The 19,312-nt window shown below is 66.9% G+C and carries 14 protein-coding genes; 9 read left to right on the top strand and 5 right to left on the bottom strand.

Annotated elements, in window-relative coordinates:
• Positions 1-61 precede the first annotated feature (61 nt).
• Complete coding sequence (locus MEU52_RS10745) at positions 62-1,558, top strand: protein adenylyltransferase SelO (protein WP_238121267.1); 1,497 nt, start codon at positions 62-64, stop codon at positions 1,556-1,558.
• Positions 1,559-1,648: 90 nt separating this feature from the next.
• Positions 1,649-2,398 carry a carbonic anhydrase gene (locus MEU52_RS10740; RefSeq protein ID WP_337927109.1) on the top strand — a complete coding sequence of 250 codons (750 nt, stop codon included), beginning with the start codon at positions 1,649-1,651 and terminating at the stop codon, positions 2,396-2,398.
• Positions 2,399-2,494: 96 nt separating this feature from the next.
• Here MEU52_RS10740 and rpsA read toward each other — a convergent pair whose 3' ends face one another.
• The gene (gene rpsA, locus MEU52_RS10735) at positions 2,495-4,198 is read right to left on the bottom strand and encodes a 30S ribosomal protein S1 (RefSeq protein ID WP_238121266.1); all 1,704 of its coding nucleotides are present in this window, start codon (positions 4,196-4,198) and stop codon (positions 2,495-2,497) included.
• 683 nt (positions 4,199-4,881) lie between these two features.
• Between rpsA and MEU52_RS10730 the strand changes: the two genes are divergently transcribed.
• Together MEU52_RS10730 and MEU52_RS10725 are read left to right on the top strand one after the other, a co-directional pair.
• A complete protein-coding gene (locus tag MEU52_RS10730) occupies positions 4,882-5,301 on the top strand; it encodes a hypothetical protein (RefSeq protein WP_238121265.1) in 420 nt (139 codons plus the stop codon).
• Between the two features lie 41 nt (positions 5,302-5,342).
• The gene (locus MEU52_RS10725; RefSeq protein WP_238121264.1) at positions 5,343-5,948 is read left to right on the top strand and encodes an OmpA family protein; all 606 of its coding nucleotides are present in this window, start codon (positions 5,343-5,345) and stop codon (positions 5,946-5,948) included.
• 514 nt (positions 5,949-6,462) lie between these two features.
• On the opposite strand, the gene MEU52_RS10720 is transcribed toward MEU52_RS10725, so the two are convergent.
• The 3 genes from MEU52_RS10720 to glmU form a co-directional block, all read right to left on the bottom strand.
• Positions 6,463-7,632 (bottom strand): GGDEF domain-containing protein, encoded by a 1,170-nt coding sequence (locus MEU52_RS10720; RefSeq protein WP_238121263.1) that lies wholly within the window; start codon positions 7,630-7,632, stop codon positions 6,463-6,465.
• Positions 7,633-7,736: 104 nt separating this feature from the next.
• On the bottom strand, positions 7,737-9,560 hold the full coding sequence (glmS, locus tag MEU52_RS10715; protein WP_238121262.1) for a glutamine--fructose-6-phosphate transaminase (isomerizing): 1,824 nt from the start codon (positions 9,558-9,560) through the stop codon (positions 7,737-7,739).
• Positions 9,561-9,728: 168 nt separating this feature from the next.
• Complete coding sequence (glmU, locus tag MEU52_RS10710; protein ID WP_238121261.1) at positions 9,729-11,075, bottom strand: bifunctional UDP-N-acetylglucosamine diphosphorylase/glucosamine-1-phosphate N-acetyltransferase GlmU; 1,347 nt, start codon at positions 11,073-11,075, stop codon at positions 9,729-9,731.
• A gap of 178 nt (positions 11,076-11,253) precedes the next feature.
• Between glmU and MEU52_RS10705 the strand changes: the two genes are divergently transcribed.
• Positions 11,254-11,652 (top strand): hypothetical protein, encoded by a 399-nt coding sequence (locus MEU52_RS10705; protein ID WP_238121260.1) that lies wholly within the window; start codon positions 11,254-11,256, stop codon positions 11,650-11,652.
• Here the strand turns inward: MEU52_RS10705 and MEU52_RS10700 are convergent.
• Positions 11,612-13,237 carry a glycoside hydrolase family 17 protein gene (locus MEU52_RS10700; RefSeq protein WP_238121259.1) on the bottom strand — a complete coding sequence of 542 codons (1,626 nt, stop codon included), beginning with the start codon at positions 13,235-13,237 and terminating at the stop codon, positions 11,612-11,614. The genes MEU52_RS10705 and MEU52_RS10700 overlap by 41 nt on opposite strands.
• Positions 13,238-13,507: 270 nt before the next feature.
• Between MEU52_RS10700 and MEU52_RS10695 the strand changes: the two genes are divergently transcribed.
• The 4 genes from MEU52_RS10695 (at position 13,508) to gltA (ending at position 19,086) form a co-directional block, all read left to right on the top strand.
• Complete coding sequence (locus tag MEU52_RS10695; protein ID WP_238121258.1) at positions 13,508-13,987, top strand: hypothetical protein; 480 nt, start codon at positions 13,508-13,510, stop codon at positions 13,985-13,987.
• A 300-nt stretch (positions 13,988-14,287) separates the two neighbouring features.
• Complete coding sequence (locus tag MEU52_RS10690; RefSeq protein ID WP_238121257.1) at positions 14,288-16,933, top strand: glycosyltransferase; 2,646 nt, start codon at positions 14,288-14,290, stop codon at positions 16,931-16,933.
• 110 nt (positions 16,934-17,043) lie between these two features.
• Complete coding sequence (mobA, locus tag MEU52_RS10685) at positions 17,044-17,673, top strand: molybdenum cofactor guanylyltransferase MobA (protein WP_273546160.1); 630 nt, start codon at positions 17,044-17,046, stop codon at positions 17,671-17,673.
• 102 nt (positions 17,674-17,775) lie between these two features.
• Complete coding sequence (gltA, locus tag MEU52_RS10680) at positions 17,776-19,086, top strand: citrate synthase (protein WP_238121255.1); 1,311 nt, start codon at positions 17,776-17,778, stop codon at positions 19,084-19,086.
• Positions 19,087-19,312 lie beyond the last annotated feature (226 nt).

The following is a 19,312-nucleotide window of genomic DNA, read 5'->3' as shown; positions in this document are numbered from 1 at the left end:
GAGATCCTGCCCTTTGAGATCCCGGGCCTGCCCCTTTTCGCCCGGGGGGAAAGCTCTTGTGATGACCGCGATTGCCGACACCCGCCCGCTGCATATCCCGTTCGACAATTCCTATGCCCGGTTGCCGGAGGGCTTCTTCGCCCCCAGCCGGCCGACCCCGGTGGCCAAACCCGGGCTCATCAAGATCAATGCCGCCCTCGCCAGCGAGCTGGGGCTCGATCCGCAGGCGCTGGCCACCCCGGAAGCCGTGGCCATGTTCGCCGGCGTGGACGTGCCGGAGGGCGCCGAGCCCATCGCGCTGGCCTATGCCGGCCACCAGTTCGGCCAGTTCGTGCCGCAGCTCGGCGACGGGCGGGCGGTGCTGCTGGGCGAGGTGATCGACCAGGCCGGCCGGCGCCGCGACATCCAGCTCAAGGGCTCCGGCCCCACCGCCTTCTCCCGCCGTGGCGACGGGCGCGCGGCGCTCGGCCCGGTGCTGCGCGAATATCTCATCTCCGAAGCCATGGCGGCGCTGGGCGTGCCCACCACCCGCACGCTCGCCGCCGTGACCACCGGTGAGCCGGTGTGGCGGGAGCGGGCGCTGCCCGGGGCGGTGCTGGCGCGGGTGGCGGCGAGCCACATCCGCATCGGCACCTTCCAGTATTTCGCCGCCCGCAAGGACACGGACGCGCTGAAGGCCCTCGCCGATTATGCCCTCGCCCGCCACTATCCCGAGGCCGCTGGCGCGGCGCGGCCCTATGCGGCACTGCTGGAGGGGGTGATGGCCCGCCAGGCCGCCCTGGTGGCGCGCTGGCAGCTCATCGGCTTCATCCACGGGGTGATGAACACCGACAACATGTCCATCTCCGGCGAAACCATCGATTACGGCCCCTGCGCCTTCATGGATGGCTATGACGCCACCACGGTGTTCAGCTCCATCGATCACATGGGCCGCTACGCCTATGGCAACCAGCCGCAGATCGCCCATTGGAACCTCGCCCGCCTCGCCGAGTGCCTCATTCCCCTGTTGAATGACGACCGCGCGGCGGCGGTGGACGAGGCCAATGCCCTGCTCGCCACCTTCCCCGATCGCTTCAAGGCCGCCTACCACGCCGGACTGCTGGCCAAGATCGGCCTCGCCGACGGCAACGTGGACGACCTCGAGCTCGCGTTCGAACTCCTGGCCCTGATGGCGGATGCCAAGGCCGACTTCACCCTCACCTTCCGCCGGCTTGGCGCCGCGGCCGAAAGCGCAGACAACCTGGCCGCCGTGCGCGACCTGTTCCTGGATCGCGAGGCGTTCGACGCCTGGGCGGCGCGCTGGCGCCTGCGCATCGCCGCCGGTGGACGGACGGGCAGCGCGGCCCGCGCCGACATGGAGCGGGTGAACCCCCTCTTCATTCCCCGCAACCATCTGGTGGAATGGGCGCTGGTGGCCGCTGTCGAGGAAGGCGATACCGCCCCGTTCGAGGAATTGCTTGGCCTGTTCTCTCATCCCTTTGATGAGCAGCCGCGTTTTGCCAGCTATGCAGCGCTGCCGCCGCAGATGAGCGACTACCAGACCTTTTGCGGCACCTGACGCAAGCTTGCGGCAAGCTTGTCGCGCGATCGGAACTGTCCTCTACTGTGACGAGCGACGTCGATCGCCAATAAGCTTGAAGGAAACGCCATGCTGGGTCGTCGGACTTTACTGAAGGCTCTTGCCTTGTGCCCGCTCTGCGCCCCCCTCGCCAAGGCGGGCGAAGGGGTCCACTGGTCCTATGAGGGCCACGGCGGGCCGCAGGAGTGGGGCAGCCTGGAACAGGGCTTCGCCGCCTGCTCCATGGGCAGCCAGCAATCCCCCGTCAATCTCGACGGCGCCGTCGCCGCCGAAAGCGCGCGACCGAAGCTCGCCTGGTCACCCGGCACCTTCCGGGTGACCAACAACGGCCACACCATCCAGGCCGATGCCGTGGACGGTGATGCCACCGCCAGCCTCAACGGCAAGACCTATGTGCTGAAGCAGTTTCACTTCCACACCCCCAGCGAGCACACGCTGGTGGGGGCCCACAAGGCCATGGAAGCCCATTTCGTCCATGCCGCGAGCGATGGCGGGCTGCTGGTGATTGGCGTGTTCATGCAGGCGGGTCGGCCCAACGCCACCTTCTCCGAGGTGATGGCCGCGGCCCCCCATGCCGCCGGCAGCGCCGACAAGCCGCTGAAGCTGGACCCGGGCGCGCTGCTGCCGGCGGTGCCGAGCACCTACCGTTACGAAGGCTCCCTCACCACGCCGCCCTGCTCGGAGGTGGTGGACTGGAACGTGTTCGCCACACCCATCGATGTGGCCCAGGCCGACATCGACACGTTCCGCGCCCTGTTCGCCATGAACGCCCGACCGGTGCAGGCCATCAACCGCCGCTTCCTGCTGCGGCTGAACTGACACTCGCACCTCCCCTAAGCGAAGGCACCAAAAAAAAGGGCCGGCTTGCGCCGGCCCTTCTCATGTCTGGCCTTGAAGGCCTGAACCCGAAAAGGCTCAGTCTTCCTTGGTCTCTTCGGCGCGCTGCTTGAGAGCGGCGCCCAGGATGTCGCCGAGCGAAGCGCCGGAGTCCTGCGAACCGTACTGGGCCACGGCCTCCTTCTCCTCGGCGATTTCCATCGCCTTGACGGAGACCTGCACCTTGCGCGCCTTGCGGTCGAACAGGGTGACGCGGGCATCCAGCTTGTCGCCCACCGAGAAGCGCTCGGGGCGCTGGTCGTTGCGGTCGCGGGCGAGCTCCGAACGCTTGATGAAGGCCGACAGGTCGGTGCCGGTGAGCTTCACCTCGATGCCGCCGTCCTTCACGTCGCTGACTTCGCAGGTCACGACAGCACCCTTGCGGACATCGCCAGCCTCGGCGAAGGGATCGCCGGCAAGCTGCTTGATGCCGAGGGAGATGCGCTCCTTCTCGACGTCCACGTCGAGCACCACGGCCTTGACCATGTCGCCCTTGCGGTATTCGTCGATGACCTGCTCGCCGGGACGGTTCCAGTCGAGATCGGACAGGTGGACCATGCCGTCCACGTCGCCGTCGAGACCCAGGAACAGGCCGAACTCGGTCTTGTTCTTGACCTCGCCCTCGACCACCGCGCCGGGCGCATACTTCTCGGCGAAGGCCTCCCAGGGGTTCTGGAGGGTCTGCTTGAGGCCGAGGGAGATGCGGCGCTTGGCGCTATCCACCTCAAGCACCTGCACTTCCACTTCCTGCGAGGTGGAAACGATCTTGCCGGGGTGAACGTTCTTCTTGGTCCACGACATTTCGGACACGTGGATCAGGCCTTCGATGCCCGGCTCCAGTTCCACGAACGCGCCGTAGTCGGTGATGTTGGTGACGCGACCCTTGAAGCGGGCCTCCACCGGATACTTGGCCTCGATGCCTTCCCAGGGATCGCCCAGGAGCTGCTTCATGCCGAGCGAGATGCGGTGGGTCTCGTGATTGATCTTGATGATCTTCACCTTGACCGTCTGGCCGATGGACAGCACCTCGGTCGGGTGGTTCACGCGGCGCCAGGCGATGTCGGTGACATGCAGCAGGCCGTCGATGCCGCCCAGGTCAACGAACGCACCGTAATCGGTGATGTTCTTGACCACGCCCTCGATGGCCTGACCCTCTTCGAGGTTCTGCACCAGCTCGTGACGCTGCTCGGCGCGGGTCTCTTCCAGCACGGTGCGGCGGGAGACGACGATGTTGCCGCGGCGACGATCCATCTTGAGGATCTGGAAGGGCTGCTGATTGTGCATCAGCGGGGCCACGTCGCGGATCGGGCGGATGTCGACCTGCGAGCGCGGCAGGAACGCCACGGCGCCGTCGAGATCCACGGTGAAGCCACCCTTCACCTGGTTGAAGATCACCCCGAAGACCTTCTCGTTGGCGGTGAACGCCTTCTCGAGCTTGACCCAGCTCTCCTCGCGGCGCGCCTTGTCGCGCGAGAGGACGGCCTCGCCCATGGCGTTCTCGACACGCTCGAGATACACCTCGACCTCGTCGCCCACCTGAATGGCGTTCTCGCGGCCCGGGCCAGCGAACTCGCGCAGGGCCACGCGGCCCTCGGTCTTCAGACCGATGTCGATGATCGCCAAATCCTTCTCGATGGCGACCACGATGCCCTTGACGACCGTACCTTCGGCGGGCTCGGCGCGGCCGAAGCTCTCGTCAAGGAGGGCGGCAAAATCTTCACGGGTGGTTTCTACGGCGGACATTCAGTCTCCGAACTTCTCTGCGCCGGCGTCTCGTGTTGCGAAACCCCGAACCGCTCGGGATGTCCCGGCGCCCCTCCCTCAAGAGGAAACACCGAGACGGCCACCGATGTTCCATCGGCGGGCCGGCGCGAATAGCCGAGCGGCACGGGCTGAATTGGAATGTCTCGAGGCGTGGCTACAAGCGAATGCCAGGACGGGCTGCCTCCAGTATTCCGACGCGCGTATCCCGCAGGCGCCGTGCCCGTCCAGACGGCCTCCACCTTTGGGAGAGCAAGCCTCGAACGCCGCTCAAATAGCGCAAGAGCAGTGCAAATGCAAGGCTCCGCAGCCCAATGGGCGCCCCCAATTGGCCGCCTCAAGGGCCTTTCGCCGGCCTCTCGTCCGCGGTGGCCCCGCCGACGGCGTGCCGCGCCTGCCGGATTCAGTCGCAATGATGCGCCGCAGCTTGCGTATTGCCCATGAGGACGATAGGCAGGCAGGGAAACAAGCTTGGCCGCCAAGCGGTGCGCCCCTCCGCCGCCGCATGATGCAGAAAGAGCCAGCTTTGGAACATCAGGGGCCCTCCCGCGGCCCCGGCCCCTCTTACCGCGGCGCCGCCACTGCGGCGCGGCTGCTCCAGCGCCGGAGCGCCGTCGGTGCGCACGATGAAGATCCAAGGCTCAACAGGGGATGGGAGCTGTAACATGACAGGCATTCGAATTCTGCTGGCGGCATTGCTGCTGGCGGTGTCCACGGCGGGGGCGAGCGCGCAAACCATGAGCTACGCGCAGGCCGGCGCCCTTCTCGCCAAGAGCTGCGGGCCGGACATCACCAAATTCTGCCCCAAGGTCAATCTGGGCGGTGGCGCCCTGCGGGCCTGCATGGAAGGCAAGATTTCCCAGGTCAGCGCCCGCTGCAAATCCGACTATGTCATGGCCATGGCTTCCATCGCCAAGCGCCAGCAGGCGCAGCAGTCCATCTACAAGCTCTGCAATGCGGATGCCGCCCGGCTCTGTCAGGGCATGGTGCCGGGTGACGGCAACCTGCTCTCCTGCCTGCTGGAGGCGAGCAAGGTGGTCAGCGCGCCCTGCAACCAGGCCATCACCGACGCCGGCTATCGCTGAGCCATCCCGCCACTCCGAACGATCAAGGAAGGACGACACCCATGACGTCGCCTCTCATCCGCATGGCGCTGGTGGCCACGCTGGCGCTCGCCGCCACCCCCACCCTGGCCCAGACCGCGCTGTCCGATGGCCAGATTCTGCAGGGCCTCCAGGGCCTGACCGACAACGCACCGCCGATCTCCGCAGAGCAGATGCGCAAGCTGGTGCAGCAGCACATGACGCAGTATCCCGGCGAGCAGCTCACCCGCCCGTCGCTGGCGCTGCACCTGGATAAGCTGCCGCAGATCAACGTGCAGATTCAGTTCCGCCTGAATTCGGCAATCATCGAGCCGTCCTCCTACGGGACCATCGGTGCCATCGCCGATGCCATGCACAACCCCGTTCTGCTCGGCTACAAATTCATCATCACCGGCAATACGGATGTCACCGGCCCGCGCGAGTACAACCTCAAGCTCAGCCAGGAGCGCGCGGACGCGGTGAAGGAAGCCCTCTCGACCACTTTCAATGTGGACCCGCGCCGCCTGGAGGCGGTGGGCCTGGGCGAGGAGGTGCTGCTCGATCCGAAGAACCCCACCGGCGCCGTCAATCGACGGGTGCAGATCTTCACCGTTGGCCGCATGGGCCCGACGCCCCAGCCCCTGCGCTGAGGCCCGGCCCACAGCTCGGCATGACATGAGGCGCCTGCAGCGCGCCCGACACCGCAGCATGACCGCCGTCCAGGCTCCCGCCCGGACGGCGGTTTTTTATTGTGGAGGTCGGCACCGGAACCCCCGGTGTGAGAGCGGGCCATTCGGGCCAGCGCGGCCCCAACGGCCGGCGCCATCCATGGCCTTCGGGACGCGCCGCGAAGCCGCCTCCTGATCCGCCCCCGCGCGCGTCGCTCCGCCTTGCCCTTCGGCACAGGTCGCCATCGGCATGCGAGGCGAGGCAGCCCCCTGAGGCCGACGACCGCGCCCACGCCGCGCGGTAGCCCGTGCCCTGCGCAGCAGCTTCGCCGCCCGAAACGCCAGACTGTCGCCAACCGCCGAGCCCCGGGGCGACGGCAACCTCATCCGGGAGCCTCGCACCTGCCGGAAAAAGGGTTTGAGACAGCCTCTTAAAGCACTTTATGAAGTATGGTTAATGAATTGATTTTTCGCAATAATTCACCATCTCTTAAAGTTAAGACTTAACTTTAAGAGATGGGCGCATCTCCTCGCTGCGCACGCAATTGCGCCCTGCCCTCTTGGCCGCATAGAGCGCGCGATCGGCGCGTTCCAGGGCGCGGCTCAGATCATAGGGCACGGGCAGCGCGGCCACGCCGATGCTGACGCTCAGCGCCGGAAGGCCCGGCTCCGCGCAATCCAGAGTGGCCAGCCGCAGGGCTTCCGCATGCAGCAGCGCGGCATCCATGGGCGTGCGGTCCAGCAGCACCACGAATTCCTCGCCGCCCAGTCGCGCCACCAGGGCCGATTGGGGCACCGAGCGGCGCAGCAGCGCGCCGAATGCCCGCAACGCCGCATCGCCCGCCGCATGGCCGAAAGTGTCGTTGACCGCCTTGAAGTGATCGAGATCCAGCATCAGCACCGCTGCCGGACGGCCGTGCTCGCGCGCCTCCGTCAACAGCCGCTCGGCGCGCAGCGTGAAACCGCGCCGGTTGGCCACCGCCGTCAGCGGATCGGTTTCGGCGACCGCCTCGCTCTCACGGATCACCTGCTGCAGCGCCTTGATGAGCAGCACCAGGCCGGTAGCCACGAGCAGAATGCCGGAGCTCACCTGCGAAACCAGCGCATAGGTGGTGCCGATGTAGTCGGTGGGCAGGCTGCCGGTGCCGAGCCGCCAGGCCACCACCGCCTTGGCGGGGAAATGCGCCGCCAGCAGCGCAAAGGCCAGGGCCAGCATCAGGTCACTGATCTGGCGCGGGCTGGCCCGCAGCACCACCCAGACGCAGGCGGCCATGGCTGCGGCGAACGGGGCCTGATAGGCAAGCTCATAGACAAGCCGCCCCCGTCCCAGCAGAGGAAGGGCCGGCCCGAGGATCACGGTGCCGAGGGCAAGCGCCCCCACCAGCCGCCAGGGGGGCCGTGTCCGATAGAACACCGCCAGCGCCGGCACCATCGCCAGCAGCGCGGCGGCGAAGCTGAAGAACACCAGGCCGCCGAAGAACACCGTCCAACCGCTATAGGCGAGTCCGAGCTGGGCCATGGGCGTCAGCATGCCGATGGCATAGCTCACGGCGAACCAGATCGGCGCCCGGCTGCCGCGATTGAGCAGGGCAATGGCCACGTAGCTCGCCGCGAACAGCCCGGCGACGGCCATATTCATGACAAGGGTAAAGCCGGCCGGTTGCATCGGTCCTCTCCTCGCGAGGCCGCCGAACACAGCATTCTTTCCGCCCAGACGCTAGCGTCTGCCGCTGCCGCAACTTACGCGGAGGTATCCACGCGCGGACCAGCTCACTCCACAGTCACCGATTTGGCGAGATTGCGCGGCTGATCCACATCGGTGCCCATGATGACCGCGGTGTGGTAGGCGATCAGCTGCACCGGAATGGCATAGACCAGGGGTGCCACCGTCGAGGGCATATCGGGCAGAATCAGCTTCTCCGCCGCGTCCACATGGGCCGCCTCGGCGCCCTTGGGATCGGTGACGAGGATGATGCGCCCCCCGCGCGCGGCCACCTCCTCCATATTGGAGACGGTCTTGTCGAAGATCCGGTCATGCGGGGCGATCACCACCACCGGCATGGTCTCGTCGATGAGCGCGATGGGCCCGTGCTTCAGCTCGCCGCCGGCATAGCCTTCGGCGTGGATGTAGGAGATCTCCTTGAGCTTCAAGGCGCCTTCCAGGGCCAGCGGGTAATTGGTGCCGCGGCCGAGGTAGAGCACATCCTGTGCCTTGGCCAGGGTGCGGGCCAGCACCTCGATGTCGGGCGCGAGCTTCAGCGCCTCGGTCATCAGCCGGGGCACTTCCATGAAGGCCCGCACCAGGCGGCGCTCGTCATCTTCCGCCAGACGTCCGGCGGCGCGGCCGAACGCCACCGCCAGGCAGGCCAGGGTGGCCAACTGGCAGGTGAAGGCCTTGGTGGAGGCCACGCCGATCTCCGGCCCCGCCAGGGTGGGCAGCACCATGTCCGCCTCACGGGCGATGGTGGACGTGGCCACGTTCACCACCGCCACCACCTTCTGCCCGCAGGACTTGGCGTAGCGCAGCGAGGCCAAAGTGTCGGCGGTCTCGCCGGACTGGGAGATGACGATGGTCACGCCCCCCGGCTCCAGCGGCGTCTCGCGATAGCGGAACTCGGAGGCGATGTCAGTGGACACTGGAATGCGCGCGAACCGCTCGAACCAGTATTCCGCCACCGCCCCGGCATAAAGCGCGGTGCCGCAGGCGGTAATGGAGATGTGGCGCACCTCGTTGAGGTCGAACGGCAGATCGGGAATGGCGATGCGTTCGGCGCCGAGGTCCAGATAATGGCCGAAGGTGTGGGAGATCACCTCCGGCTGCTCATAGATCTCCTTGGCCATGAAGTGCCGGTGGTTGCCCTTGTCCACCAGCATGGCGCCGGCCGGCACCCGCTGGATGGCCCGTTCCACCACCGCGCCGTTCTCGTCGCGGATGGTGACGCCCTCGCGGGTGAGCACCGCCCAGTCGCCCTCGTCCAGATAGGTGACGAGATCGGTCAGCCCGCCGAGGGCGATGGCGTCCGAGCCCAGGAACATCTCGCCCCGGCCGTAGCCGATGGCCAGCGGCGAGCCGCGGCGGGCGGCGATGATGAGATTCTCCTCGCCATCGAACAGGAAGGCCAGGGCGAAGGCGCCCTTGAGGCGGGGCAGCACCTCGCCCACCGCCGAGACCGGATCGCGGCCGGCGAGCAGCTGGCGATCCACCAGTTGGGCCACCACCTCGGTATCGGTATCGCTCTTGAAGCTCACCCCGAGATCGAGCAGGTCCTGCTTCAGCTCGCGGAAATTCTCGATGATGCCGTTGTGCACCACCGCCACCCGCTTGGTGGCGTGGGGATGGGCATTGCGCTCGGAGGGCTTGCCGTGGGTGGCCCACCGCGTGTGGCCGATGCCGATATGCCCGTGCAAAGGGTGCCGATCGAGCTTGCTCTCGAGATGGCGCAACTTGCCTTCGGCCCGGCAGACCTCCAGCCGCCCCTTCTCCAGGGTGGCGATGCCGGCGGAATCATAGCCCCGGTATTCCAGCCGCCGCAGGGCATCCACCAGATGTTCCGCCACCGCGCTCTTGCCGAGAATGCCGACGATTCCACACATGCCGTGACGCTCCGATGATCCCTGTGCCTGCCTCTGCGCGACCGTGGCGCGCCGGTCCCAAGGGACTCAGCCTGCACGGATTGTCTGAACGTTCCTACCTTGGCTTGGGGAATAGGGCAGAATCACATCCCCTTTCCGATCATGTCGGAACGGCTTCTCTCGTCGTCCTCATTCCTTGCCTTTGGCCTTGCGGGCGCGGAAGGCGCTGGCCCAGCCCTCCTTCACCAGCTGGCGGCTGCGGGCGAGCGCCAGGGCGTCGTCCGGCACGTTGTCGGTCACCACCGCCCCGGTGCCCACGAACGCCCCCTTGCCGATGGTGACCGGTGCCACCAGAGCCGAATTGACGCCAATGAAGGCGTTCTCGCCGATCTCCGTGCGGTATTTGCCGAAGCCGTCGTAATTGCAGGTAATGGTGCCGGCGCCGAGGTTGGCGTTGGCCCCCACATGGGCGTCGCCCACATAGGACAGGTGGTTGATCTTGGCCCCCTTTTCAACGTGGGCGGCCTTGGTCTCCACGAAATTGCCGATGCGGACCCCGTTTTCCAGCCGCGTGCCGGGACGCAGGCGGGCGAACGGGCCGATCTGCGCCCCCGCCTCCACCACAGCGCCTTCCAGATGGCAGAAGGCGTGAATCACCACGTCGTCGCCGACGCTGACCCCGGGCCCAAACACCACGTTGGGTTCCACCACCACGTCGCGACCCAGCCGGGTGTCCGCCGACAGGAACACCGTTTCCGGCGCCACCAGGGTCGCACCGGCGGCCATGGCCGCGGCCCGCAGGCGGCGCTGCAGAATCGCTTCCGCCTCGGCAAGCTGCAGGCGGCTGTTGACGCCGGCCACCTCCTCCACGTCCGCCTCGGTGGCAACCACCGCCAGGCCTTCGGCCCGGGCCAGCTCCACCGCGTCGGTCAGGTAGTATTCGCCCTTGGCATTGGCATTGCCGATGCGGTCCAGCAGCGCCAGGGCATGGGTCCCCGACAGCGCCATGAGCCCGGCGTTGCAGAAGCCCACGGCCTTCTCGGTGGCGGTGGCGTCCTTCTCCTCGCGGATGGCCACCAACGCCTCCCCCGCGGTGATCAGGCGGCCGTAGCCGGTGGGATCCTCCGGGCGGAAGCCGAGCACCGCCACCGCCGCCCCCTGGGCCAGGGGCGCGCGCAGCCGCTCCAGGGTCTGCGGGCGGATCAGTGGCGTATCGGCATAGAGCACCAGCACGTCGTCCACGCCCGCCTCCAGGGCGGCGCGGGCCGCCAGCACCGCATGGGCGGTGCCGAGCCGGTCGCGCTGCACGAACACCTGGGCATCGGGCACCACCCGGCACGCCTCCGCCGCCACGTCGTCGCGATCGGGACCGATCACCACGGCGGTGCGGGTGGCACCGGCGGCACGGGTGGTCTCCAGAACATGGTGGAGCATGGTGCGCCCGGCCACCTTGTGCAGCACCTTCGGCAGGCGCGAGGCCATGCGCGTGCCCTCACCGGCGGCCAGCACCACGACCAGTAGGCTCCGTTCACTCATCACACATCCTCCTGACGGCGGTTCCCCTTATCGTGCCCGGCCCGCCATCGCAAAATCCGTCTGTGCCGCGAACCGGTGGCGGTTCTGCCGCCACCTTGCCGCTGGACGCGGCGCGCCCCACCTCTTAAAGCAGCGCCCCATCACTCCCGCTCCAGGCCCCGCGCGCAAAGGTGCGTCCATGATCGACATTCCCTATGCCGACCGGCCCCTGTTCCGGCCCGGTCCCAAGAGCCTCAACTGGCTGATTCCCCTGGGCATGGGCGCGGTCGGCTGGGCGCTCTACATGCGTTACATGGTGGTGGAGCCGGCGCTGGTCGGCCTCGCCTGCGAGGCGGGGCTGGAAAGCATGGGCTGCTACGGCCGCGCCGCGGTGCTCACCCTGTCCTTGTGGAACGTGTTTGGCATTCTCGCCCTGGGCGGCGCCGTCATCCAGCTCCTTGCGCCGTCGCTGGCGGCGTTCGCCATGACGCTGGTGTTCGCCGCCTTCGCCCTGGTGTTTCACAACGAGATCGCCGGGGCGCTGGCAGCCATGCTCCTCATCCTTTCCTTCGCACGGCCTGGACCCGCCACAGCGTGAAGGCCAACACCAGGCACAGCGCACCGAACCAGGCCGCCTGCCAGTTGGCGAGGCTCTCGTTGAGCGGCACATAGATGCCGCCGATCAGCAGCACCCAGGCGGCGACGGTCTCGCCCAGGCCTGAGCCCTCCCGCTCCGCCCGCCGCACCAACAGCGGCGCGAACAATGCGGCGACGATGCAGGTCAGCGGAAACACCGGAAAATCCTTGTAGCGCGGATCGAACACCAGCTCGAACGCGACCGCGCCCGTGGCCACCACGCCCAGCAGCAGCAGCAGCGCGGCGAGAATCGCCATGGGCGCTGAACGGGCCCTGAGCCGTCCATCCAGCGCCACCGAGAACGGAGCCAGGCCCTGGCCGGAGGCGATGACCGCCGGCATGCCCACCACCGCCGCCAGCGCCAGCGCCAGCAGCGCGCCGTTGCGCAGCCAGCCCACCAGGCCCAGGCTTTCCAGCGGCAGGGCGGAGATGGCCGCGCCCAATGTCGCGCCGCCGAACAGCGCCACCAGGGACACCGCGCCCCACTCCGCTGGGGTCACGCCCTCCTCGCGGCTGCGCCCGGCCCGCCATGCCGCCCCGAACGCGCCGGCCACCGCCAGCACGCCGACCACGATATGCATGCGCCATCCGGGGAAATCCTCCACCGGCTGGCCCCATTCAAACTTGGGCGCGCGGGTGCCGGCATCGATGAGGCCCCAATGGCCGCCCACGGTGCCTTCGCTGCGGCGCTTCCAGGGCTGGTCGAACGCCTCGATGACATTGACCCGATAGCCGCGCTTCTTGGCGAGGCTCACCACGTCGTGCATCACCCGGGCCTGATTGGAGGGGGACGGCAGCGCCTCCTCGCGCATGCGGCCGGCGCTGGGCCAGCCGGTCTCGCCGATCAGGATCTCCTTGCCGGGAAAGGCCTCGGCCATGCGCTGGCGAATCTCATCCACATGGGGCCCCGCCTCTGCTGCAGACACCGGCAGATCCTCCCAATAGGGCAGGATATGGACGGTGACGAAATCCACGTTCTCGGTGAGTCCCTTGTTGCGCTCCCAGAATTCCCAGACGTCCGCATAGGTCACCGGCACGTCACCCACCTGGGACTTCACCCAGCGCAGGGTGGTGCCGAGATCGGTGGCCGACATTTCGCCGCGCAGCAGCACCTCATTGCCGACCACCACGGCCTTAACCACGTCGCGGTTTTCCTGTGCGAGACGCACGCCGGTGTCGAGCTCAATGCGATTGCGGTCCACATCGGGGCCGAGCCACACGCCGAGCAACATGGAAAGCCCGTGCTTGCGGGCGATGTCCGGGGCTTTGTCGAGCCCCATCTCGATGGAATAGGTGCGCACGCACGAGGTGATCTTGGCGAGCTGCGCGAAATCCTCGTCGATCTGCGCCTCGGGGATGACGAGGCCCTTCTGGAACGGCGACTGGCCATCACGGAACGGAGCATAGGAGACGCACGGCAGCTTCTCTCCAGCCGCCAGCGGCGAGGACGGCATCGCCACGGGCCGGCCGAGCCAAACCCACAGGCCAGCAACGAGAGCGGCAACAACAAGGGCGAGGACCAGCGGGAGCCGCACGAAGGACGACATCGGAACTCCAAAGCCAAGCAAGACAGAGCCTGCCCCCTTACGGCGCCGCGGGACAGTGGCGAGCGGAGAGTAGCAAGGCGGGCTGTGGCGGCACATAGAGCCTCCCGGCGGCCCTGTGAAGTCACCTCGCCGCGAGAGAGCAGCAGCCCGGCGCGCGGCGATCGTTCGCCATTAACGCAGGCCCGCGCCGTCATGCTGACAAATTCGCTGCCTTCACCTAACGTGTCGCCGCGGATCGCTCCGCCCCTCCTTTTGAAGAACATGGCTCTCATGCAACGCTTTAAACTCCAGGCCCTGGCGGGCGCTCTCGCCATCGCGTGCAGCACCCTTGTCGCGCCCCTGCCGGCAGCGGCCCAGTCCCAGCCCAACGATCAGAAGCCGGCGCAGGAGACCCCGCAGACCCCCGAGCAGAAGGCCGCGCAGGAAGCGCAGCGCCGCTCCATCGAGGAGTTCAACGAGGCGGCCAAGCTCCCGGGCACCGCCGGCCTGCCGGAGTGCGTCTGGACGGGGCGGCGGATTGCCGCACTTCTGTGGAACGACGACATCGACACCGCCCGTCGTCACCAGGAGATCTACGAACGCTTCGGCTGCCCCACCGAGCACCTCAAGCTCGCCTTCCGCTGCCTGGTGCGCCAGGGCAAGATTGATCCCAAGGCGCGCGAACGGGTCGACGCGCGTGTGCACCAGTGCTGGATCAACCCGGATTACATCGCCGCCCCGCCGCCGGCACCGGCGCCCGCGCAACAATAAGATCATGGACGGGTCATCGACCTGACGCAGCGGCGTCCCATGCCCGCCATGATCAGGATTTAACTCCAAAGGTGAGCATGTTAGTTTCTCGATGCATCGCAGCGTACGGCTTGGCCTGAGCTGCGGTGCCGACCGTGGGGCAGGTCGAAAGGGTGCTCCGGATCCAGATTTTCCAGAACCTTTCGCTACAGTTGAGCGTTCCTGGTTCAGATATCCCAGATTTGGGTGGGCATCGCCATGCGTCCCGGTCTTGCTGCTGCGGCAGCGGTCATCGCGATTGTGACTTCGATCCACGCCGCGATGTGGATTTCCCTGCGTCCCGAGGTCAGCGCTCCGAACGTCACGGATCGCTTCCAAAGCCTGTCGTTCGCCCCGTTCAGCCGGAGCATGAGCCCGGAAGGCGAGGCGCCGACAAACGCAGCGCAGATCCGTTCCGACATGAAGGTGGTGGCGCCCTATACCCGGGGCGTGCGGACCTATTCGTCCACCAACGGCAAGGAGCTGATCGCGCCCATCGCCGGCGAGGAGGGCATCAAGGTCACCGCTGGCGCGTGGCTGAACCGCGACAAGGACAAGCAGACCGGCGCCGTCATCGAGAAGGCCAAGGACGGCAACGACCGCGAGATCGCGGGCGTGATCGAGGTGGCCAAGAAGAACCGCAACGTGCAGGCGGTGGTGGTCGGCAACGAAACCCTGCTGCGTGACGACATGGACGACCGCGAGCTCGCCGAGCTCATCCGCCAGGTGAAGCGGCAGGTGAACGTGCCGGTGACCACCGGCGAAATCTGGAACACCTGGCTCGACCACCCGGAAGTGGCCGCCTCCGCGGACTTCATCCTCGCCCACATCCTGCCCTATTGGGAGGACGTGCCGGCCGACAAGGTGGTCGACTTCACCATCAACGCTTACAACCGCCTGCGCGCCGCCTATCCCGGCAAGCGCATCGTCATCGGCGAGTTCGGCTGGCCCTCGCACGGCTTCAACCGCGGCGCCAGCGTGCCCGACCCCATCGAGCAGGCCAAGATCATCCGCGATTTCGTGGCGCGGGCGGACGCGCTCGGCATCGAGTACAACATCATCGAGGCGTTCGACCTGCCCAAGAAGCAGAACGAAGGCTCGGTGGGCCAGTACTGGGGTGTGTTCGATGCCGACCGGAACCTGAAGTTCCCCCTCACCGGCCCCATCGTCGAGCACAGCTACGCCCCCACCGCCATCCTGGCCCTGCTGCTGGGCGTGCTGTTCACTCTGCCGCTGCTGCGCATGCGCGACCTCACCATGTCCCAGGGCCTGGTGCTGGCCGGCGCGGCCAACGGCGTCGCCGCCTGGCTGGCGACGGTGGTGGACTATTGGATGAACCACTATGTCACCGGCGGCGACTACGTCACCCTGGCGCTCAGCGTGGTGATGCTGGTGCCCCTGGTGTTCGTGCTGCTCTACCGGGTGGAGGAGATGGCCGCCATCGCCTTCGGCAACGGCCCCCATCGCCTGGTGGAATCGCTGAAACCCGCCACCCCGTCCCGCTTCCCCAAGGTCTCCATCCATGTGCCCGCCTATCGCGAGCCGCCGGAGATGCTGATCGAGACCATCGACGCCTTGGCGAAGCTGGAATATCCGAACTTCGAAGCGATCATCATCATCAACAACACGCCCGACCCGGCGATGGTGGAGCCGGTGCGCGCGCACTGCGCCAAGCTGGGTGACCGCTTCAAGTTCATCAATGCGGAGAAGGTGGCCGGCTTCAAGGCCGGCGCCCTGCGCATCGCCCTGGATCACACCGCTTCCGACGCCGAGATCATCGGTGTCATCGACGCCGACTATGTGGTGACGCCGGACTGGCTGAAGGACCTCGTGCCCGTGTTCGAGGACCCCACCGTGGGTCTCGTGCAGGCGCCGCAGGACCATCGCGACGCCAGCCTCAGCCCCCTGCACGAAGCGATGAATGCCGAATATGCTGGCTTCTTCGACATCGGCATGGTCCAGCGCAACGAGGACGACGCCATCGTGGTGCATGGCACCATGTGCCTGATCCGCCGCGCCGCCATGGTGGAAGCCGGCAACTGGTCGTCGGACACCATCTGCGAGGATACCGATCTCGGCCTCTCCATCGCCGAGAACGGCTGGAAGACCCATTACACCCGCAAGCGCTACGGCTACGGCCTGCTGCCCGACAACTTCGAGGCCTTCAAGAAACAGCGCCACCGCTGGGCCTATGGCGGCTTCCAGATCATCAAGAAGCATTGGCGGCGGTTCCTGCCCGGCCGCTCGCGCCTGACCACGGCCCAGAAGCGCCACTTCGTGCTGGGCTGGATCTCCTGGCTGGGCTCGGAATCGGTGGGCGCCGCCATGGCGTTGGCGTCCCTCGCCTTCGTGCCGTTCGTGCTGCTGTTCGGCGTCTCGGTGCCGGCCTATGTGCTCACCCTGCCCATCCTCATGACCTTCCTGGTCTATCTGCTGCACTTCGTCAGCCTCTACCGGCTGCGGGTGGAAACCACGCCCCTGCGCATGCTCGGCGCCGCAGTGGCGGCGAGCGCGGTGCAGTACACGGTGGCCAAGGCGGTGCTGGACGGCTTCCGCTACAAGGATCTGGCCTTCGCCCGCACCGCCAAGGGCAAGAACTGGCTCGCCGGCGCGGCCCGCCACTTCCCGGCCCTGCCCGAGGCGACCCTCGGCGGCCTGCTGCTGCTGGCCGGCATCGCGCTCATCGTGCTGAACAACATGCCCGGCGTGGCGCTGACCAAGAACGACTGGCGGCATATCCGCGAGATCAATCTCTACGGTATCGCCCTGATGGTGCAGAGCCTGCCGTTCGCGGCGGCGGCGCTGATCGGCTGGTTCGAGAACTCGCGGCTGAACGACTTTGCGCTGTGGCGGGCAATCATCGCCAAGGTGGCGCCGCTGCTGCCGCGTCGGCTCACCTCGAGCCGCCCCCCGGCGCTGGTGGATTGACGGGCCCCCGGCCCCACGCACCATCCAAGCGGCTGGATGCCCTCCGCCTCCAGTGATGCGACGCCCGGCCCCACGGCTGGGCGTTTGCTTTTGCACCCGGGCGATGCACCATGAGATCCATGCTCCTCCCGTACGGCCTCATCCTCGCTGGCGGCCATGGGCGCCGCATGGCGACCAGCACCGCGGCGCCGCTGCCCAAGCCGCTGGTCCCCCTCGCCGGCCGCCCGCTCATTGCCCACGTGCTGGCGCGCATCGCACCGCAGGTGGCGGGCCTTGCCATCAACACCAACGATCCCGCTGAACTGTATGCCGGCTTCGGCCTGCTCCTGGTGCCCGACACGCTGGCCGGACGGCCCGGCCCCCTGGCTGGAGTTCTGGCGGGGCTGGAGTGGCTGGCCCGGCAATCGCCCGAGACCCCGCTGCTGACGGTTGCCGCAGACACACCATTTCTGCCCGCCGATCTGGTCTCCCGACTCATACATCGGTATACCGGCAGCGCAGGGGTGGTCTGCGCGGCTTCGGCCGGACAGCGCCATCACGTCATCGCGCTATGGCCGCCAGGGGCCCGCGAACCGCTGGCCGAGGCTCTTGCTGCAGGGCAGCGGAAAGTCGGGCTTCTCCTCGAGACCCTTGGCGCCGTAACAGAAAACTGGGAGACGGCAGACGGTGATCCGTTCTTCAACGTGAACACGCCGGAAGACCTTACCGCTGCTGAATTTCGCCTCTCTGCCCTGCAATGAAGCATGGTCATGCTTGCGGCAGGATTGGGGAGGGTTTAGGACTGCGCTGCGGCGGCTTCGCGCCAGCGAAGGCGCCCAGTCCGCCCAAAGGATGAGGGATCCATGGACGCCACCAACAACACCGGGGCCAAATCCGCCAAGCTGAGCTTGGGCGAGCAGAGCTGGGACCTGCCGATCCGCGGGGGAACCATCGGGCCTGACGTGGTCGACATCTCGAAGCTCTATGGCCAGACCGGGATGTTCACCTACGACCCCGGCTTCACCTCGACGGCCTCTTGCGAAAGTAAGATTACCTATATCGACGGCGACGAGGGCGTTCTGCTCTATCGCGGCTATCCCATCGAGCAGCTCGCCGAGGACGGCGACTTCCTGGAGACCTGCTATCTCCTGCTCTACGGGGAGCTTCCCACCGCCGCCCAGAAAGCGGAATTCGACCATTCCGTGACTCATCACACGATGATTCACGATCAGATGACCCGTTTCTTCAACGGTTTCCGCCGCGACGCCCATCCGATGGCCATCATGGTGGCTTCGGTCGGCGCTCTGTCGGCCTTCTATCACGACTCGACCGACATTTCTGACCCGACCCAGCGCCTCATCGCATCCATCCGCATGATCGCGAAGATGCCGACGCTGGCGGCCATGGCCTACAAATATTCCGTTGGCCAGCCCTTCGTTTATCCGAAGAATAGCTTGGATTATACGTCCAACTTCCTGAACATGTGCTTCGCGGTTCCCTGCGAAGAATACAAGGTGAGCCCCACGCTCTCCCGCGCCCTGGATAAGATTTTCATTCTGCATGCCGATCACGAGCAGAATGCATCCACCTCCACGGTGCGCCTCGCCGGCTCCTCGGGCGCCAACCCGTTCGCCTGCATCGCGGCCGGCGTCGCCTGCCTCTGGGGTCCCGCCCATGGCGGCGCCAACGAGGCGGCCCTGAAGATGCTCGCGGAAATCGGTTCCGTGGACCGCATCCCCGAGTATATCGCCCGCGCCAAGGACAAGAACGATCCGTTCCGTCTCATGGGCTTCGGTCACCGGGTCTATAAGAACTACGACCCGCGCGCCAAGATCATGCAGAAGACCTGCCACGAAGTGCTGACCGAGCTGGGCATCAAGGATGACCCGCTGCTCGACGTGGCCGTGGAGCTGGAGCGCATTGCCCTTCACGATGAATACTTCATCGAGAAGAAGCTCTATCCGAACATCGACTTCTATTCGGGCATCACCCTGAAGGCGATGGGCTTCCCCACCACCATGTTCACCGTGCTGTTCGCTCTCGCCCGCACCGTGGGCTGGATCGGCCAGTGGAAGGAGATGATCGAGGATCCGAGCCAGCGCATTGGCCGTCCCCGTCAGCTCTACACCGGCGCCGATCGTCGCGACTACATCCCCATGTCGCAGCGCAAGTGAGCCGCGGACAGACGACATGATATCGGCCCGCATGGCGGCTTCCCCGCCGCGGCGCCTGAGACCAACAGGGCGAAACCGCAAGGTTTCGCCCTGTTTTCATTCGCCCTGTTTTCATAGGCCCCTGCCGCGCCCACTGGCGGCGCACGCCGTTGCCAGTGGGCGCGCGACACATGGCGCGGTCCCCGCGGCCTCGCGGCCCGCAGACCAGCAGAATGCAGATGTGAGG

Origin of the sequence: Xanthobacter sp. NM-25, from assembly GCF_022138605.1 — a bacterium.
Lineage (GTDB): Bacteria > Pseudomonadota > Alphaproteobacteria > Rhizobiales > Xanthobacteraceae > Xanthobacter.
The sequence above is the reverse complement of the archived record's forward strand: the minus strand, read 5'-3'. Positions and strand labels throughout refer to the sequence as shown.

What these genes read in the sequence shown, in the direction of transcription:
- MEU52_RS10745 (WP_238121267.1), top strand. Translation starts at nt 62, where the DNA reads ATGACCGCGATTGCCGACACCCGCCCGCTGCATATCCCGTTCGACAAT.
- MEU52_RS10740 (WP_337927109.1), top strand. Translation starts at nt 1,649, where the DNA reads ATGCTGGGTCGTCGGACTTTACTGAAGGCTCTTGCCTTGTGCCCGCTC.
- rpsA (WP_238121266.1), bottom strand. Translation starts at nt 4,198, where the DNA reads ATGTCCGCCGTAGAAACCACCCGTGAAGATTTTGCCGCCCTCCTTGAC.
- MEU52_RS10730 (WP_238121265.1), top strand. Translation starts at nt 4,882, where the DNA reads ATGACAGGCATTCGAATTCTGCTGGCGGCATTGCTGCTGGCGGTGTCC.
- MEU52_RS10725 (WP_238121264.1), top strand. Translation starts at nt 5,343, where the DNA reads ATGACGTCGCCTCTCATCCGCATGGCGCTGGTGGCCACGCTGGCGCTC.
- MEU52_RS10720 (WP_238121263.1), bottom strand. Translation starts at nt 7,632, where the DNA reads ATGCAACCGGCCGGCTTTACCCTTGTCATGAATATGGCCGTCGCCGGG.
- glmS (WP_238121262.1), bottom strand. Translation starts at nt 9,560, where the DNA reads ATGTGTGGAATCGTCGGCATTCTCGGCAAGAGCGCGGTGGCGGAACAT.
- glmU (WP_238121261.1), bottom strand. Translation starts at nt 11,075, where the DNA reads ATGAGTGAACGGAGCCTACTGGTCGTGGTGCTGGCCGCCGGTGAGGGC.
- MEU52_RS10705 (WP_238121260.1), top strand. Translation starts at nt 11,254, where the DNA reads ATGATCGACATTCCCTATGCCGACCGGCCCCTGTTCCGGCCCGGTCCC.
- MEU52_RS10700 (WP_238121259.1), bottom strand. Translation starts at nt 13,237, where the DNA reads ATGTCGTCCTTCGTGCGGCTCCCGCTGGTCCTCGCCCTTGTTGTTGCC.
- MEU52_RS10695 (WP_238121258.1), top strand. Translation starts at nt 13,508, where the DNA reads ATGCAACGCTTTAAACTCCAGGCCCTGGCGGGCGCTCTCGCCATCGCG.
- MEU52_RS10690 (WP_238121257.1), top strand. Translation starts at nt 14,288, where the DNA reads ATGTGGATTTCCCTGCGTCCCGAGGTCAGCGCTCCGAACGTCACGGAT.
- mobA (WP_273546160.1), top strand. Translation starts at nt 17,044, where the DNA reads ATGAGATCCATGCTCCTCCCGTACGGCCTCATCCTCGCTGGCGGCCAT.
- gltA (WP_238121255.1), top strand. Translation starts at nt 17,776, where the DNA reads ATGGACGCCACCAACAACACCGGGGCCAAATCCGCCAAGCTGAGCTTG.